The 15,467-nt window shown below is 72.3% G+C and carries 16 protein-coding genes; 6 read left to right on the plus strand and 10 right to left on the minus strand.

Features of this window, described 5'->3' with window-relative positions:
• Positions 1-8 precede the first annotated feature (8 nt).
• On the minus strand, positions 9-752 hold the full coding sequence (locus ACIOJE_RS09990) for a hypothetical protein (RefSeq protein WP_400774813.1): 744 nt from the start codon (positions 750-752) through the stop codon (positions 9-11).
• A gap of 186 nt (positions 753-938) precedes the next feature.
• The gene (locus ACIOJE_RS09995; RefSeq protein WP_400774816.1) at positions 939-1,736 is read right to left on the minus strand and encodes an IclR family transcriptional regulator; all 798 of its coding nucleotides are present in this window, start codon (positions 1,734-1,736) and stop codon (positions 939-941) included.
• 188 nt (positions 1,737-1,924) lie between these two features.
• Here ACIOJE_RS09995 and aceB point away from each other — a divergent pair, with 188 nt between their 5' ends.
• On the plus strand, positions 1,925-3,577 hold the full coding sequence (gene aceB / locus ACIOJE_RS10000; protein ID WP_400774819.1) for a malate synthase A: 1,653 nt from the start codon (positions 1,925-1,927) through the stop codon (positions 3,575-3,577).
• 155 nt (positions 3,578-3,732) lie between these two features.
• Positions 3,733-4,134, plus strand: coding sequence for a gamma-glutamylcyclotransferase (locus tag ACIOJE_RS10005; RefSeq protein WP_280679397.1), 402 nt, complete (start codon positions 3,733-3,735; stop codon positions 4,132-4,134).
• Between the two features lie 127 nt (positions 4,135-4,261).
• Here ACIOJE_RS10005 and ACIOJE_RS10010 read toward each other — a convergent pair whose 3' ends face one another.
• On the minus strand, positions 4,262-5,281 hold the full coding sequence (locus ACIOJE_RS10010) for a helix-turn-helix domain-containing protein (RefSeq protein WP_400774822.1): 1,020 nt from the start codon (positions 5,279-5,281) through the stop codon (positions 4,262-4,264).
• Between the two features lie 55 nt (positions 5,282-5,336).
• Between ACIOJE_RS10010 and ACIOJE_RS10015 the strand changes: the two genes are divergently transcribed.
• Complete coding sequence (locus tag ACIOJE_RS10015) at positions 5,337-5,477, plus strand: hypothetical protein (protein WP_400774824.1); 141 nt, start codon at positions 5,337-5,339, stop codon at positions 5,475-5,477.
• 186 nt (positions 5,478-5,663) lie between these two features.
• Here ACIOJE_RS10015 and ACIOJE_RS10020 read toward each other — a convergent pair whose 3' ends face one another.
• The 7 genes from ACIOJE_RS10020 to ACIOJE_RS10050 form a co-directional block, all read right to left on the minus strand.
• Positions 5,664-7,049, minus strand: coding sequence for an 8-oxoguanine deaminase (locus ACIOJE_RS10020; RefSeq protein WP_280679403.1), 1,386 nt, complete (start codon positions 7,047-7,049; stop codon positions 5,664-5,666).
• Between the two features lie 69 nt (positions 7,050-7,118).
• Positions 7,119-8,582: a nucleobase:cation symporter-2 family protein gene (locus tag ACIOJE_RS10025; RefSeq protein WP_400774827.1), complete on the minus strand. Its 1,464-nt coding sequence runs from the start codon at positions 8,580-8,582 to the stop codon at positions 7,119-7,121.
• 307 nt (positions 8,583-8,889) lie between these two features.
• Positions 8,890-9,810: a factor-independent urate hydroxylase gene (gene pucL, locus ACIOJE_RS10030; RefSeq protein ID WP_400774830.1), complete on the minus strand. Its 921-nt coding sequence runs from the start codon at positions 9,808-9,810 to the stop codon at positions 8,890-8,892.
• A 32-nt stretch (positions 9,811-9,842) separates the two neighbouring features.
• Positions 9,843-10,178: a hydroxyisourate hydrolase gene (gene uraH, locus ACIOJE_RS10035; RefSeq protein ID WP_280679410.1), complete on the minus strand. Its 336-nt coding sequence runs from the start codon at positions 10,176-10,178 to the stop codon at positions 9,843-9,845.
• A 71-nt stretch (positions 10,179-10,249) separates the two neighbouring features.
• Positions 10,250-10,753 carry a 2-oxo-4-hydroxy-4-carboxy-5-ureidoimidazoline decarboxylase gene (uraD, locus tag ACIOJE_RS10040; protein ID WP_400774832.1) on the minus strand — a complete coding sequence of 168 codons (504 nt, stop codon included), beginning with the start codon at positions 10,751-10,753 and terminating at the stop codon, positions 10,250-10,252.
• A 236-nt stretch (positions 10,754-10,989) separates the two neighbouring features.
• Positions 10,990-11,370, minus strand: coding sequence for a helix-turn-helix domain-containing protein (locus ACIOJE_RS10045; RefSeq protein WP_280679414.1), 381 nt, complete (start codon positions 11,368-11,370; stop codon positions 10,990-10,992).
• Positions 11,367-11,627: a thiamine-binding protein gene (locus ACIOJE_RS10050; protein WP_400775123.1), complete on the minus strand. Its 261-nt coding sequence runs from the start codon at positions 11,625-11,627 to the stop codon at positions 11,367-11,369. Before ACIOJE_RS10050 ends, ACIOJE_RS10045 begins: the two co-directional genes overlap by 4 nt.
• A 214-nt stretch (positions 11,628-11,841) precedes the next feature.
• Here ACIOJE_RS10050 and ACIOJE_RS10055 point away from each other — a divergent pair, with 214 nt between their 5' ends.
• The 3 genes from ACIOJE_RS10055 to ACIOJE_RS10065 all read left to right on the plus strand — a co-directional run bounded on the left by ACIOJE_RS10055 (position 11,842) and on the right by ACIOJE_RS10065 (position 15,380).
• The gene (locus ACIOJE_RS10055) at positions 11,842-12,687 is read left to right on the plus strand and encodes a hydroxypyruvate isomerase family protein (RefSeq protein WP_400774834.1); all 846 of its coding nucleotides are present in this window, start codon (positions 11,842-11,844) and stop codon (positions 12,685-12,687) included.
• Positions 12,688-12,864: 177 nt separating this feature from the next.
• Positions 12,865-13,752, plus strand: a complete 888-nt coding sequence (locus ACIOJE_RS10060) for a 2-hydroxy-3-oxopropionate reductase (RefSeq protein WP_280679420.1) — start codon at positions 12,865-12,867, stop codon at positions 13,750-13,752.
• Between the two features lie 485 nt (positions 13,753-14,237).
• Entirely contained in the window at positions 14,238-15,380 is a 1,143-nt protein-coding gene (locus tag ACIOJE_RS10065) for a glycerate kinase (RefSeq protein ID WP_400774837.1), read from the plus strand.
• Positions 15,381-15,467: the final 87 nt, after the last annotated feature.

The raw sequence follows: 15,467 nt of genomic DNA on the forward strand, positions 1-15,467 counted from the left end.
GGGCCCGGTCAGGAACCGGCAGCCGTCTCGACCACCGTGAGGTCGAACGGCTGCCGGTTGTTGCGCTCGTTCCGGTCGTCCGGGCTGCGCACCGCGACCGCGCCGCCACCGAGCCGGCCGACCGGCAGGCCCGGGTCCAGCCGGACCGGGACGAGCGCGGTCGCGGTACGCAGCGGGGGCAGGCCGGGCCCGAAGACGCACCGCACCTCGCGGCCGTCCCGCAGCACCTTGCAGTCGGACGGGAAGTACGGGCCCTCCGGCGTCACCCCGTCCGGTAGCGTCACCACGACCGTGAACGGCGAGGCGGTGGTGTCCGGGCCGCCGTTGGCCACGAACGCGTGGACGGTGGTGGTGCCGCCGGGCGGAGCGGCGTCCGGGTCCATCCGGACCACCTCCAGGTCGGAGTGCGACGGCGTGGCGGCGACGCTGACGTCCACCGCCGGCCGCGGCTCGGGCCGCCGCAGCGCCCAGGACGGGCCGGCGGCCAGCGTCGCCGCCGCGCAACCCGCCGCCACGGCCGCGACGAACCAGGCCCCGCCGAACCCCCGGCGCACCGGTTCCCCGTACGTCGACTCCCCGTACGCCGAACTGCCGAGCGCCGCGTGGCCGCGACCGGATTCCCCGTAGCCCCAGTCCCCGCAGGCGCCCACCCGGAAGCCGCCGTCCCGGAAGCCGCTGTCCCTGAGACCGCCGTCCCTGAGACCGCCGTCCCCGTGTCCAGAACAGCCGCGCCCCGCATCGCTGCGCTCCATCGCCGCTCACCCGTGCCCTTGCGTTCCGGCGGCCCGCGCCGTCGCGGGCCGCGTCCGCACCAGGGTGGCCGAGCCGCCACCGGGGGTACGGCGCAACCCGCCCGCCGTCCGCCCGAACGGGCGAACCCGCGCACGGGAAGTCGACCGGTCCGACGTCCCCTGCAGCAGCGTCGTTCTGGCGAGGCGTCAGGGTGCGAGGACCTGCCCCAGCCGGGTCGCGATGTGGTGCATCACCGGCACCAGCGAGGACGCGCCGGTCTGCTCCTCCAGCGCCCGGATGCGGGCTTCGGGGCCGGACACCGACAGGGCGGTGGGCGTCGGTGCGCCGGGGACGGCGAGCGCGATGCAGCGGACGCCGATCTCCTGCTCCTGGTCGTCGACCACGTAGCCGCGCTCGCGCGCCTCGGCGAGCTGCTGCAGCAGCTCCTGCGGGTCGGTGACCGTGTACTCGGTGTGCGCGGGCAGCGGGTTGGGGCCGAGGATGGCGCGCGCCTCGTCCTCGGGGAGCTGGGCGAGCAGCGCCTTGCCGACGCCGGTGCAGTGCGGCTGCACCCGCCGGCCGACCTCGGTGAACATTCGCATCGAGCGCCGCGACTGCACCTGCCCGACGTACACCACCTCGCCTCCCTCCAGTACGGCCAGGTTGGCGGTCTCGCCGGTGGCCTCCATGAGTTCGGCCAGGTACGGGCGGGCCCAGCTGCCGAGCAGTCGTCCGGCCGTCTCGCCGAGGCGGATCAGCCGGGGGCCGAGCGTGTAGCGACGCGCGGTGTCCTGGCGGACATAGCCCTGCTGGACGAGGGTACGAACCAGACGGTGGATGGTCGGCATCGGCAGGCCGGAACTGGTGGAGAGCTCGCTGAGCGTGGCCACGCCGCCGGAGTCGGCCAGCGCCTCCAGCAGCTGGAAGGCGCGCTCGACGGACTGCACGCCGCCGGTCGCGCGGTCCGTGCTTGTCGTCGATGCTGTGTCGGGGGTCGGAACCACCGGCGTTCCCTTCGCTGTCGGGGAGGAGTAGAGTCCCGGCGATCACATCAACAAACCGTTGAAATTCTGTATCGCGGAAACTAGTCTCCACCTTACAGAATCGAACTCGCCGACAGGTGGGTTCCGATCAAGGAAGTTCCCACCGGAGCTCCCTTCGCCAGGCTCAACCGCTTAGGAGTGTCCTGCCCATGGCTACAGATCAGGGACCCGTCGGCGCCTCCCCTGCCGCTCCGGTCGTCACTGTCGCCGGTCCGCGCGTCCACCGGGCGGAGGAGGTGCTCACTCCGGAGGCGGTCGCCTTCGTCGTCGGCCTCCATCGCGCCTTCGAGGGCCGTCGGCAGGAACTCCTGGCCAGGCGGAAGACCCGCCGTGCGCAGATCGCCGAGGCCGGCACGCTGGACTTCCTCCCCGACACCGCCGACATCCGGGCCGGCGACTGGAAGGTCGCCGAGGCGCCCCGCGCCCTCCAGGACCGCAGGGTCGAGATCACCGGCCCCACCGACCGCAAGATGGTCATCAACGCCCTCAACTCCGGCGCGCGGATCTGGCTCGCCGACTTCGAGGACGCCACCTCCCCGACCTGGGAGAACGTGGTCAGCGGCCAGATCAACCTGATCGACGCCTTCGAGGGCCGGATCGACTTCACCACCCCCGCCGGGAAGGCGTACGCCCTCAAGCCCGCCGCCGAACTCGCCACCGTCGTGGTCCGTCCGCGCGGCTGGCACCTGGACGAGAACCACCTGCTCGTCGACGGCGCCCCGGTCGCCGGAGCCTTCCTCGACTTCGGCCTCTACTTCTTCCACAACGCCGCCCGGCTGCTCGCCAAGGGCGCCGAGGACCCCAACTCCGGCCCGTACTTCTACCTGCCGAAGACCGAGAGCCACCTCGAAGCCCGGCTCTGGAACGACGTGTTCACCCACGCCCAGGCCCAACTCGGCATCCCGCACGGCACCGTCCGCGCCACCGTCCTGATCGAGACCATCACCGCCGCCTTCGAGATGGACGAGATCCTCTACGAGCTGCGCGAGCACGCGGCCGGCCTCAACGCCGGGCGCTGGGACTACCTGTTCTCGATCGTCAAGAACTTCCGCGACGTCGGCGAGCACTACATCCTGCCGGACCGCAACACCGTCACGATGGCCTCGCCGTTCATGGCCGCCTACACCCGCCTGCTGGTGCAGACCTGCCACAAGCGCGGCGCCCACGCGATCGGCGGCATGGCCGCGTTCATCCCCAGCCGCAGGGACCCGGAGGTCAACGCCGCCGCCCTGGAGAAGGTCAAGGCGGACAAGGACCGCGAGGCCGGCAACGGCTTCGACGGCTCCTGGGTCGCCCACCCGGACCTGGTGCCGGTCGCCCGCGCCTCCTTCGACGCGGTGCTCGGCGAGCGCCCCAACCAGAAGGACAACCCCGGGCCGTCCGAGCCGGTCACCGCCGCCCAACTGCTCGACATCGCCGGCGCCGGCGGCACCTGCACCCGCGCCGGGCTGCACAACGCCGTCCAGGTCGGCGTCCGCTACATCGAGGCCTGGCTGCGCGGCCTCGGCGCGGTCGGCATCTTCAACATGATGGAGGACGCCGCCACCGCCGAGATCTCCCGCTCGCAGATCTGGCAGTGGATCCACAACGGCGTCGTCCTGTCCGACACCGGTGAGAAGGCCACCGCCGACCTGGTGCGCACCCTGGTCGCCGCCGAGTTGGCCGAACTCCTGGCCGAGCTGGGCGAGGACGCGTATGCCGCCGGCCGCTGGCGTGAGGCCGCCCAGCTCTTCGAGCAGGTCGCCCTGGCCGAGGAGTTCGCGGACTTCCTGACCCTTCCGGCGCTCCCCCTGCTGGGCTGAGTCCAAATCTATCCGCCGGCGCCACCGCTGCCGCCTGCCAGGCTGGAGCAGTGCCGCCGGCCCATTACTCCGTTCCGTACGGCGACGATTCCACCTGTCCTCTCGTCGCTGTACGGAACGGCCTTTTCCCCGGTAACCGGTAGAGGAGTTCACTCGTGCCCCGCATCTTCTTCAACGGTCAGGCCATGGTCGGCGGTCCGTTCCACGCCAAAGTCGCCGACGCCCTGGTCGGGCCGGCCCGCACCGCCCCCGGCTACCGCTTCTTCTCCATCGACGTCAACGGGGAGAAGGACGTCTGCCCCGGCCTGCTGAGCGACGCGGCCGTCGACAGCGCGATCGAGGGCGAGCTCTACGACATCACCCTGGAGCGCCTGCGCGACGTCATCCTGCCCGGCGAGCCGCGCGAGCTGGAGCTCGGCGTCATCGAGCTGGAGGACGGTTCCGCCTGCCTGTCCATGCTGCTCGCCCGTGGCGAGGTCGAGCGCGGCGTCCACCGAGAGATCACCCACCACGGCGGCTGGCGCGCCTACCTCGCCACCCTCGGGCGCACCGCCTGAGACGGGCGGCGGACGGCGGGCTGTGGACAGTCGACGGCGAACAGATGACAGCTGACAACTTTCGTTATCTGTTATCTGTTTGCTGAACTCTGTCAGCCGTCAGCCGTCAGCCGTCAGCCGTCAGCCGTCAGCCGCCGCCCCGGCCCCCGCCCGCCACCAACGCGTCGCCCAGCCCGCTGCGCTGGTAGAGGACCCGGCGGCCGTGCCGGGTGCGCTCCAGCAGGCCGGCCGCCGCGAGCGCGCCCAGATGGCGGCTGACCGCGCCCGGGGTGACCCCGAGCCGGTGCGCCAACTCCGTGGTGCTGGCCGGGGTTTCCAGCATCCTCAGCAGCCTCGCCCGGGGTGCCCCGACGAGCCCCTCCAACGGTCCGCCCGGCTGTTCGGGCCGGCCCGTCCCCAGCCCTTCCGCCATGGTCGCCTTGCCGCGCGCCGGATAGCAGACCAGCGGCGGCCCTACCTGGGTGACGTCGGTCTGCGCGCCGAGCCCGAACAGCGTCGGGACCAGCACCAGCCCCCGCCCCGCAACATCCACCGTGGTGCCCACCGCCCGGACGGCGGGGTGCGGGTCGACCAGTCGCAGCACCCCGGCGTGCCAGGTCAGCCGGGCGTCGAGATCCGCGAACAGCCCCTCCGCCCCGCGCTCCGAGAGCATCCGGCCCCGGTGTGCGATGTCCGCCTCCAGCACCAACCGGGCCCGCGGCCACCAGGCGGGGGAGAGACAGCGCGCCCAGTACGCCTCCAACACCTCGGCCACCCGGGCGGTCAGTGCCGACGGATCGTCGATCAGCCCGGCCAGCACCGGCGGCAGCGCGCTGTGGTCGCCCTGGTACGCGGCCAGCACGTCCGCCCGCACCACCTCCGGCGGGGTCGCCGTCAGCCTCGCCAACTCGGCCGCGAACTCCGGGCGCGGACCGGCCGGGCGCGGCGTGAGGAAGTCCGGCACGAAGCCGACCGGCGCGATCAGCGAGTCCAGCAGCACGGTGTCCAGCGTCTCGTACCGGCCCTGCCAACTCGCCACCCAGGGCTGCTGCTCCGGATAGCCGGCCGGCCGGCGGCGGGCGCGCAGGCTCAACACCGTCTCCTGCAGGGCGGAGTAGCCGAACCAGGTGGCGGCGAGGTCGTCAACGCCTAAGCGGAACTCGAACATTGACCGTAACGGTAAAAGAATTCCGCCGCCCGGGGAACCCCGCTGTCCTACTGCCATGACGTCCACCGCGGTGCGCCCGTCCGCCGTCCGCCGCCTCCTGCCGGCCGACCCGCTGTTGCGCAGGCTCGCCCTCGCCGGCGTCCTCACCCTCGCGGGCGCAGCGCTCCCGCGCGCCACCCGGGGCGCCGCCCGCTGACGTTCCGGCCAGCTCCCCACGGGGGTGGGAACAGGCCGGAGCCCACGCCGCAGCCCCGGACCCTCGCCGTGGGTCCGGGGCTGCGGTCCGCGCACCGGCCGAAGGGAGCCGGGTCGCGGAGTCCGGGTCACGCACCGTCCCTGGGCGGCCCGGAGCTGGTGGGGGATGGCAGGAACAGAGCGGGGGTCAGACGGGGCGGGCGGCGAGCTCCTTGGCGGCGCGGGCGCAGTCGCGGGCGATCCGGTCCTCGTTGACGGTGGTCAGCTGGCCCTTCTCGACGACGGCGTTGCCGTTGACGAAGAGGACCGACAGCGGCGGCAGGGCGCCGAGGGTGAGGGCGGCGACCGGGTCGGCGATGGAGGAGTGCATGATCCCGTCGACCTTCCACAGCGCCAGGTCGGCGAGCTTGCCGGCCTCGATCGAGCCGATCTCGTTCTGGCGCCCGAGCACCCGGGCGCCGCCCATGGTGCCCAGGCGCAGCGCCTGACGGCCGGTGAGCGCGGTCGGGGAGCCGTGCAGGCGGTTGATCAGCAGGGCGTTGCGCAGCTCGGTGCCGAGTTCGCCGGACTCGTTGGAGGCGGTGCCGTCCACGCCGAGGCCGACCGGGACACCGGCCCTGAGCATGTCGGGGACGCGGGCGATCCCGGCGGCCAGACGGGCGTTGGAGGACGGGCAGTGGGCGACGCCGGTGCCGGTCTCGGCGAACTTGGCGATGTCGGAGTCGTTCATGTGGACGCAGTGCGCCATCCAGACGTCCTCGCCGAGCCAGCCGACGGACTCGAAGTAGTCGGTCGGGCCCATGCCGAACAGCTCCTTGCAGAACTGCTCCTCCTCGGCGGTCTCCGAGCCGTGGGTGTGCAGCCGCACGCCCTTGCGGCGGGCGAGTTCGGCGGACTGGCGGAGCAGGTCGGTGGAGACCGAGAACGGCGAGCAGGGCGCGATGGCGACGTGCAGCATCGAGCCGAAGGAGGAGTCGTGGTACGTGTCCACGGCGGCCTCGGAGGCGGCGAGGATGTCGTCGAGCTCTTCGACCGCGTGGTCCGGCGGGAGGCCGCCGTCCTTCTTGCTGCGGTCCATGGAGCCGCGCAGCGCGGTGAAGCGCAGGCCGAGCTCCTGGACGGCCTCGATGGAGGCGCCGAGGACGTCGCCGCCGTCCTTGGGGAACACGTAGTGGTGGTCGGAGGCGGTGGTGCAGCCGGACTTGAGCAGGGCCGCGGCGGAGCCCTGGCTGGCGGCGTGGACGAGCTTCTCGTCGATCCGGGCCCAGGTCGGGTAGAGGGCGACGAGCCAGTCGAAGAGGATGGCGTCCTGGGCGAGGCCGCGGGTGATCCACTGGTAGAAGTGGTGGTGGGTGTTGACCAGGCCGGGGGTGATCAGGTGGCCCTCGCCGTTGATCCGGCGCACCACGTTGTCCAGCCACATCGGGGCGGGCCCGTCGCCGACCGACTCGATCCGGTTGCCGAGGATGACCACGTGGCCGCGGGCGTACTCGGTGTCGTCGGCGTCGACGGTCGCGATCGCGACGTTCTCGATGACGATCCGCTGGTCGGCGGGTGGGGGCTGGACTGCCATGGTGTTACTCCTATGGGGGGAGGGTCGGGAGGGGGGTGCGCCGTGCGGCGGGCACCCCTCCCGGGCCGGTCAGGACGGTGTCGCCGTCGGCACCGTCGCACCGGAGGTCTGGCCGGATCCGGTCAGGCGGGCGGCTCCGGCGTGGTGGAAGAGCAGGTTGAGCAGGACGGCCGTCACGCAGCCGGCCGAGATCCCGGAGTGCAGCAGGGTCCGGACGGCCTCCGGGAAGGCGTCGTAGAAGGTCGGCACCGCGATCGGGATGATCCCGACGCCGAGCGAGACGGAAACCAGGATGGTGTTCGAGCTGGACTCCAGGCCGGCCTCCGCGAGGGTGCGGATGCCGCTGGCCGCGACGGTCCCGAAGAGCACGATCCCGGCGCCGCCCAGGACGGGCTGCGGTACCAGGGAGACGACCGAGCCGAGCACGGGGAAGAGCCCGAGCAGGATCAGGATGCCGCCGCCGGCCGCGACCACGAAGCGGCTGCGGATCTTCGTCAGCGCCACCAGCCCGATGTTCTGGGCGAAGGCGCTGGCGGCGAAGCCGTTGAAGACGGGGCTGAGCGCGGTGGCCAGTCCGTCGGCCCGCAGGCCGGCGGCGAGCGTGGGTTCGTCGGCCTCGCGCTCGACGATCTTGCCCAGTGCGAGCATGTCGGCGGTGGACTCGGTCATAGAGACCACCATGACGATGCACAGCGAGACGATCGCGGCGGCGTCGAAGACGGGCGCGCCGAAATGGAACGGGGAGGGGAGCGCGAAGACCTTCGCGTCCTTCACCGCGCCGAAGTCGGCCAGGCTCAGCGGGAAGGCGATCAGGGTGCCGAGCGCCAGGCCGATGAGCAACGAGAGCTGCTGCCAGAAGCCGCGCAGCAGCCGGTTGCAGAGCACCACCGCGACGAGGGTGATCGCGGCGAGGCCGATGGCCCGCATGGAGCCGTACCCGGGGGCGCTCGGCGTGCCGCCGCGCGCCCAGTTGACCGCCACCGGGAGCAGGGACACCCCGATGAGGGTGATCACGGTGCCCTGGACGACCGGGGGGAAGAACCGGATGAGCTTGCAGAAGTACGGCGCCGCGAGGAAGCACAGGACCCCCGCGACGATCACCGCTCCGAAGATCACCGGGAGGGCGTCCTTCGGTCCGTGTTCCTTGGCGATGGCGATCATGGGCGCGACCCCCGCGAAGGAGACGCCGTTCACGAACGGCAGTCGCGCGCCGATCTTCCAGATGCCGAGGGTCTGGAGCAGGGTGGCCAGTCCGGCGGTGAACAGGCTGGCCGAGATGAGCAGGGCGAGTTCGGCGGGCGAGAGCCCGACGCCGGCGCCGACGATGAGCGGGGGCGCGACGACTCCCGCGTACATCGCGGCGACGTGCTGGAGACCGGTGGAGAAGAGCTTCACCGGGGGCAGCAACTCGTCCACGGGGTGGGGTCCGGACCCGGACGGCGTGCCGGGGAGGTGTGCCGACGCGCCGTCCGGGCCGGGGGTTCTTGCCGGGGTGGAACCGCCGTCGTTACTGCTGGTGCTGCTGGGTGCCATGTCGAGCCCCTCTTGTGCCCGTGGCTCCCGGCGCGCCCGTGGCGCTGGAGAGGCCCCGAGGGCGGGACGGCGGTGCAAGAGTCCCTCGGGGAGCTTCTCCAGTGCCCCGGGCCGGCCGCCGCGAGGCAGGCACGAACTCCGGTTGGTGGGGGTGGAGAAACTGGTGGTACGGGTGTTGCCGAAGCGGGTGATGCACGTGGAGCGGGTGGAGCCGGTGGTGCGGATACCGCTGCCCGCCCGGACGTGGCCGGCCGCTGGGGGCCGGAGGGTGCGGCGACTCCGGGCGGTGTCCATGGGGTGGGGGAGGTCAGGCGACCGGGATGACCGGGACGACGCCGTCGCGGTGCACGGTGCCCTCGATGAGGCCGTACATGCGGTCGGCGGCGTAGTAGACCTCGTTCTCGTTCTTGAGGCCGAACGGCTCCAGGTCGACGAGGAAGTGGTGCTTGTTGGGCAGCTCCAGGCGGACCTCGTCCACCTCGGCGCGGTTGTTGAGGACCCGGGTGCCCATCGAGTGCAGGGTCTGCTGCAGCGAGTAGGAGTAGGTCTCGGCGAAGGCCTCCAGCAGGTGCCGCTTCACGTGGGTGTAGGAGCGGTTCCAGTTGGGCTGGGCCTCGCCGTCCCGGCCGCTGTAGCCGTACTTCCAGCGGGCGGTGACCTGGGTGGCGAGGATGCGGTCGTACGCCTCCTGCAGGGTGGTGTACTTGTCCTTGATGTAGCCCCAGAACTCCGAGTTGGTGGAGTTCATGACGACGAGGTCCTTCAGGCCGGAGATGACCTGGACGGACTCGCCGTCGTAGACGATCTCGGTGGTGCGGGTCTCCTGACCGCTGCGGACGAAGGAGTGGCCGACCTCCTCCGCGCCGATGAAGCGGGCCGAGCTGTCCGGCGTCTTGATCCGGTCCCAGGCGTACTCCTCGATCCGGATCCGGGCGCTGTGGACGACGCCGCGCTCGGTGTTGTCGACGAAGTGGCGCGCCAGGAGGATGCCGAAGGCCTCGGCGGACTCGATCCCGTGCTCCTTGGCGAAGGCGTACACGGTGTTCTTGGTGGTGTCGGTGGGGAGGCAGTTGGCGTTCGATCCGGTGAGGTGGACGTCCTCGAACTCACCGCGGAGGGAGACCGAGACGTTCAGGTCCTTGATCTCGTGCCGGGTGGAGTCGCGGTAGATCCGTACGATGCGGTTCTCCGCCTTGCCGTACTGGTTCTGACCGAGCACGTGGGCCATGACATGGCTCCTAGAGGTTCCAGGTCGGTCTACTAGCTTCCGCGGTAGACCGAGTATCCGAACGGGTTGAGCAGCAGCGGCACGTGGTAGTGGTGCTGCGCGGGCGCGACCGTGAAGACGATCGAGACCTCGGGGAAGAACGGCGGCTCCGCGGACTTCGACGCGTAGTGGGCGCCGGTGTCGAAGAGCAGCCGGACGACCGAGCCCGCCTCCACGGCCGGCAGGTCCTTGACCCGGCCGTCGGAGTCCGTGGCGGAGGTGCCGAGCACCTGCCAGCCACCCTCGGTGTGCAGTGCGAGCTCGACCGGGACGCCCTCGGCCGGGCGGCCGAGGCTGGTGTCGAGCACGTGGGTGGAGATGCCAGTCATGGGTGAAGTGACCTTACTGATGACAGAGGTGATGCTGCGTCAGCGAATTCTAACGATCCGTCAGGAATGCGTCAGGATTCGCCGAGCAGGCGGTTGAGCCGGATGTCGTTGATCTTGCGCAGCTCGCCCCGGACGATCTCCGCCTCGGTGGCGGCGTCGTTGGGGTGGCGCTCGCGCAGGGCCGCGAGCATGGTGGCCGCGGTGCGGCCGGTCGCGCAGATCAGGAACACGTGGCCGAACTTCGCCTCGTAGGCCGCGTTGGCCTCGCGCAGTTCGTCGAGGAGTGCCGCCTCCGCGCCGTGGAGGCCGGACTGCTCCCGCTCCGAGGTGGCGTCGCCCGCCTTCGGCCGGCCGATCCGGGCGTGGCCGGCCATCGCGTCGTGCAGGTCGGCGACGGCGAGCCCAGCCATCGCCGCCGCGTTGGCGGCGAGCAGGGACTCCCGGTCGGACCAGGGCTTGGCCTGCGCGACGGCGGCGGCCCAACGGGGGCTGGAGCAGACCTCCAGCAGGATCGCCTCCAGGTCCGCGGCGTCGGCCGCGGCCAGGGCGTCAAGGGTGTGGGGGTGGTTGGTCACGGGTGGACCTCCTGAAGAGTGGTGCCACCCGCACAAGCTAGATCCACCCCACCCGGCCGTCAACACTTTGTTGAACGGTTGGTGGTTACGTTTTGAACCGGCCCCTGTTGCCGGGCCGATTCGTGTGCGATTCGCCAAGTGCGCCCCGCCGGGGGCTGATTCAGACTGGCCGGACCGGCGGGGTGCGCCCGTTCGGAAGGTTTCCGGCAGGGGAATCGCGGGCGGAGCGGAAGGGTTCAGGAGGGCTTCGAGCCGTCCTGGCGGTTGAGGTAGTTGTACACGGTGAAACGGCTGACGCCCAGAGCCGAGGCGACCGTCTCGACCCCGTGGCGGACGGTGAAGGCGCCGCGCTCCTCCAGGAGGGCGACGACCCGCTGCTTCTCCCCGCGGTCCAGCTCGGCCAGCGGGCGGCCGTCGAACTGGCGGGCCATCTCGGCCAGCAGCCGGTCCAGCGCGCTGCTCAGGTGCGGCAGCCGGACGGCGATCGCCGGGGCGCCCTCCCACTCCAGGACGACGTCCTCGGATTTCGCCTCGTCCAGCGGGACGGGCGTCGCGCCGACCGCGTCCAGCAGCGGCTTCATCGCCGTGGCCAGCGGGTGTTCCACGTGTCCGGTCACGGCGTACCGCCCTCCTCGCCCGGCACGTCGTCGCCCAGCACGCTGACCTGGATCGAGATCCGGGTCGCGCCGGCGTCCAGGGTCTCCCGGAGCAGCCTGGTCACCGCGGCGAGGACCTGGTCGGCCTCGCCCTCGGCGCCGGTCCCGAAGGGGCCGACCGAGACGGCCAGACCGGCCTCGTCGACGACCTGGCGGGCCGCCGCGGCGTGCTCGGGGAACGTGTCCAGTTCGAACGGTTCTGTCGTGAACTCCACCATCAATCGCACGTGCTCACTGTAGCGAGCGGGCGGTGGGGGCGGGCAGGGGTCGGTCGATCGAACAGCGGCGACGCCGGTGGGAGGGCGTGCGCGGGCTTCTTCAACAAAATGTTGCGACGGTCTTGACACCCGCTCGCTGGGCCGGAGATGCTTCCACCAAGCAGAATCCCTCTTCCGTATTGTGGAAGTTGAGGATCTCGGAAGAGAGTGAGAGGTGAGTGACGTGACGGCCGCTTCCCGGCACAGCTTCACGGTCAACCTGTCGATCCTGTTCGGCGAACTGCCGCTGCTGGAGCGCCCCGCCGCGGCCGCGGCCGCCGGTTTCACCGCCGCCGAGCTGTGGTGGCCCTTCGGTACCGAGGCCACCCCGTCCGAGGCCGAGCTGGACACACTCCGCAAGGCCTTCACCGACGCGGGCGTGCAGCTCACCGGCCTCAACTTCCTGGACGACCTCACCCTCGGCGCCCGCGGTACCGTCTCGGTGCCCGCCGAGCGGGACCGCTTCCGGGCCAACGTCCCGGTCGCCGCGGGGCTCGCCGCCTCGCTCGGCACCCAGGCGCTCAACGCGCTGTACGGCAACCGGGTCGAGGGCGTCGACGCCGCCGAACAGGACGCGCTCGCGCTGGAGCACCTGGTGCTCGCCGCCAGGGCCGCGCACGAGATCGGCGCGATCCTGCTGGTCGAGGCCCTCAACAGGGCGGAGTCCCCGGACTACCCGCTGGTCTCCGCCGCCGCCGCGGTCGAGGTCGTCGACAAGGTCAACGCCGCCACCGGCCTGGGCAACGCGAAGTTCCTCTGCGACCTGTACCACCTGGCCAAGAACGGCGAGGACCTGGCGGCCGTCATCGACACCTACGCCGACCGGTTCGGCCACGTGCAGATCGCCGACAACCCGGGCCGCAACGAGCCCGGTACCGGCGGTCTGGACTTCGAGGACCTGTTCGCCCGGCTCACCGCCGCCGGCTACACCGGCCCGATCGGCCTGGAGTACCGCCCCTCCACCGGCGTCAGCGCCGACAGCTTCGGGTGGCTGCCGCGCGAGCACCGCGCGGCCAAGTAGCCGCCGTCAAGTAGCGGCCGAGCAGCCGCACGCAGCCGCCTCGCGGTCTCCGCGCAGCCGCCAGGCAGCGCCACTCAGCCGCACGCAGTCGCCTGCCGGCTGGGCCCGGGCACCGACGCCACCGGCCCCGGGCAGCCACGCCCTCCCCACCCCACGAACGACGTAAGGAACGACGCGATGAGCCGCAAGATCGCCTTCATCGGCCTCGGCATCATGGGCAGCCCGATGGCCGCCAACCTGGTCAAGGCCGGCCACCACGTCACCGGCTACAACCTCACCCAGCCGCAGATCGACGCCCTGGTCGCGGCCGGCGGCCACGGCGCCACCAGCATCGCCGACGCGGTGAAGGACGCCGAGGTCGTCATCACCATGGTCCCGGCCGACCCGCACGTCGAGCAGGCCATCCTGGGCGAGGGCGGCGTGCTGGAGAACGTCCGGCCCGGCACCCTCGTGATCGACATGTCCTCGATCACCCCGCAGACCTCCCAGAAGGTCGACGCGGCCGCCCGGGAGAAGGGCGTGCGCACCCTGGACGCCCCGGTCTCCGGCGGCGAGGCCGGTGCCGTCGAGGCGGTGCTGTCGATCATGGTCGGCGGCTCCGCCGAGGACTTCGCCGAGGCCAAGCCGCTGTTCGACGCGGTGGGCACCACGGTCATCCACGTCGGCCCGTCCGGCGCCGGCCAGACCGTCAAGGCCGCCAACCAGCTGATCGTCGCCGTCAACATCCAGGTGCTCGCCGAGGCCGTGGTGTTCCTGGAGAACGCCGGCGTCGACCTGCCTGCCGCGCTGGACGTGCTCGGCGGCGGCCTGGCCGGCTCGACCGTGCTGAACCGCAAGAAGGCGAACATGATCGACCGCGAGTTCGCCCCGGGCTTCCGGATCGACCTGCACCACAAGGACATGGGCATCGTCACCGACGCCGCCCGCGCCGTGGGCGCCGCGCTGCCGGTCGGCGCCGTGGTGGCCCAGCTGGTCGCCTCCGCCCGCGCCAACGGCGACGGCTCGCTCGACCACTCGGCGCTGCTGCGCGGCGTCGAGCGCCTCTCGGGCCGCGAGGTCAAGTAAGACCGACCGGCACATGGTGGGCGTCGCGACGCCGCCCACCATGTGCCGGTCGGTCTAACACCCCGGGGCCCCTCGGGCCCCCTCGAACTCCTCCTGGTGGCGTGTACCTCATCCGGTCGTGCCCGCGCCACCAGGAGGGTCAGACCCGACCGGCAGGCGGGACCGGGGCTCATCCGCCCGCCCGCCGGTCGATCCAACCGGTGATGCGTACTCCCTGTCGGGGGCACTTCGGTCGTGCCTGTACGCCTCGCCTGGCCCCCTCCCCGCCGAGGGGAGCCTCTCGTACGTCGGAAGCGGGACGAGGGGAACGGCGGGGAGGGGGCCGCACCCTCCCGGCGGGGGGTCGTACCTCCGCCGGGGGGACGCATCCCCCGGCGCAGGACATGCCCCCCGGCGGGGGGTCGCACCCCCGGAACTCCCGGGCCCATGCTTGGCACAGGCTGTCGAAACATCGCCAGACCCCGCACGGAAGTGAGGACCGCACCATGCCCCCCACCCCCCACCAGGGCCATGTGGTCGTAGCTCCGGACAAGTTCAAGGGCACCCTGGAGGGTGCCGAGGTCGCCGCCCGGATCGCCGCCGGCGTCCGGCGCGCCGCGCCCGGCGTCGAGGTGCGCGAACTGCCCGTCGCCGACGGCGGCGAGGGCACCCTGGCCGCCGCGCTCGCGGCCGGCTTCAACCGCGTCCCGGCCAAGGTGGCCGGCCCGACCGGCCTCCCGGTGGACGCCGCGCTCGCCGTCCGGGGCGACACCGCCGTGGTCGAGCTCGCGCAGTCCTCCGGACTCGCCCGGCTCCCCGGCGGCCGCACCGCCCCGCTCGCGGCCGGGTCCTACGGGGTCGGCCAGCTGATCGGCCGGGCCGTGGCGCTCGGCGCCAAGCGGATCGTGCTCGGTCTCGGCGGCAGCGCCTGCACCGACGGCGGCGCGGGCATGGTCCAGGCGCTCGGCGTCCGCCTGCTCGACGCCGACGGTGCCGAACTGCCGCCCGGCGGGGCCGCGTTGCGCAGGCTCGACCGGATCGACCTCGGCCCGCTGGCCGATCTGCCGGCCGGTGTCGAGATCGTCGTGGCCTGCGACGTGGACAACCCGCTGCTCGGCCCGCGCGGCGCCACCGCCGTCTACGGCCCGCAGAAGGGCGCCGACGGCGACGACCTGGTGATCCTGGAGGAGGGCCTGACCCGCTTCGCCGACCAGGTCGCCCTGGTCACCGGGCGGGACGTGCGCGACGCCCCCGGCGCCGGGGCCGCCGGCGGGGTGGGCTTCGCCGCCCTCGCCCTGCTCGGCGCCACCATGCGACCCGGTATCGAGTTGCTGCTCGAACTGCTGGGTTTCGACGAGGCCGTGCGTGGGGCACGCCTCGTCGTGACCGGCGAGGGCTGTCTGGACGCGCAGACGCTCCACGGCAAGGCCCCCGCCGGCGTTGCCGCGGCGGCCACCCGGGCGGGGGTTCGGGTGGCCGCCGTGGCGGGGCGGCTGGAGCTCTCCGAGCCCGAGTGGCGGGCCGCCGGGTTCGCCGCCGCGATCGCCCTCACCGACCTGGCCGAACAGCCGGGGGACAGCATGACCAGGGCCGGCGAGCTGGCCGAGGTGGCGGGGGAGCGGCTGGCGGTACAGCTGCTGTCCGGCTGAGTCGGGCCGGTCGGGCCGCCCCGGGCGGCGCCCGTCCCTCGTGCGTTCCTCCATTGACGTTTTGTTGAAGGCGGGCCTAGGCTCCCG

The sequence above is a fragment of the Kitasatospora sp. NPDC087861 genome (genome assembly GCF_044742585.1).
GTDB lineage: Bacteria > Actinomycetota > Actinomycetes > Streptomycetales > Streptomycetaceae > Kitasatospora.

Coding starts and splice junctions, on each gene's coding strand:
- ACIOJE_RS10010 (WP_400774822.1), bottom strand. CDS start 5,281: ATGTTCGAGTTCCGCTTAGGCGTTGACGACCTCGCCGCCACCTGGTTC.
- ACIOJE_RS09990 (WP_400774813.1), bottom strand. CDS start 752: ATGGAGCGCAGCGATGCGGGGCGCGGCTGTTCTGGACACGGGGACGGC.
- ACIOJE_RS10050 (WP_400775123.1), bottom strand. CDS start 11,627: ATGGTGGAGTTCACGACAGAACCGTTCGAACTGGACACGTTCCCCGAG.
- ACIOJE_RS10065 (WP_400774837.1), top strand. CDS start 14,238: ATGCCCCCCACCCCCCACCAGGGCCATGTGGTCGTAGCTCCGGACAAG.
- pucL (WP_400774830.1), bottom strand. CDS start 9,810: ATGGCCCACGTGCTCGGTCAGAACCAGTACGGCAAGGCGGAGAACCGC.
- ACIOJE_RS10020 (WP_280679403.1), bottom strand. CDS start 7,049: ATGGCAGTCCAGCCCCCACCCGCCGACCAGCGGATCGTCATCGAGAAC.
- aceB (WP_400774819.1), top strand. CDS start 1,925: ATGGCTACAGATCAGGGACCCGTCGGCGCCTCCCCTGCCGCTCCGGTC.
- ACIOJE_RS10015 (WP_400774824.1), top strand. CDS start 5,337: ATGACGTCCACCGCGGTGCGCCCGTCCGCCGTCCGCCGCCTCCTGCCG.
- uraH (WP_280679410.1), bottom strand. CDS start 10,178: ATGACTGGCATCTCCACCCACGTGCTCGACACCAGCCTCGGCCGCCCG.
- ACIOJE_RS10060 (WP_280679420.1), top strand. CDS start 12,865: ATGAGCCGCAAGATCGCCTTCATCGGCCTCGGCATCATGGGCAGCCCG.
- ACIOJE_RS10025 (WP_400774827.1), bottom strand. CDS start 8,582: ATGGCACCCAGCAGCACCAGCAGTAACGACGGCGGTTCCACCCCGGCA.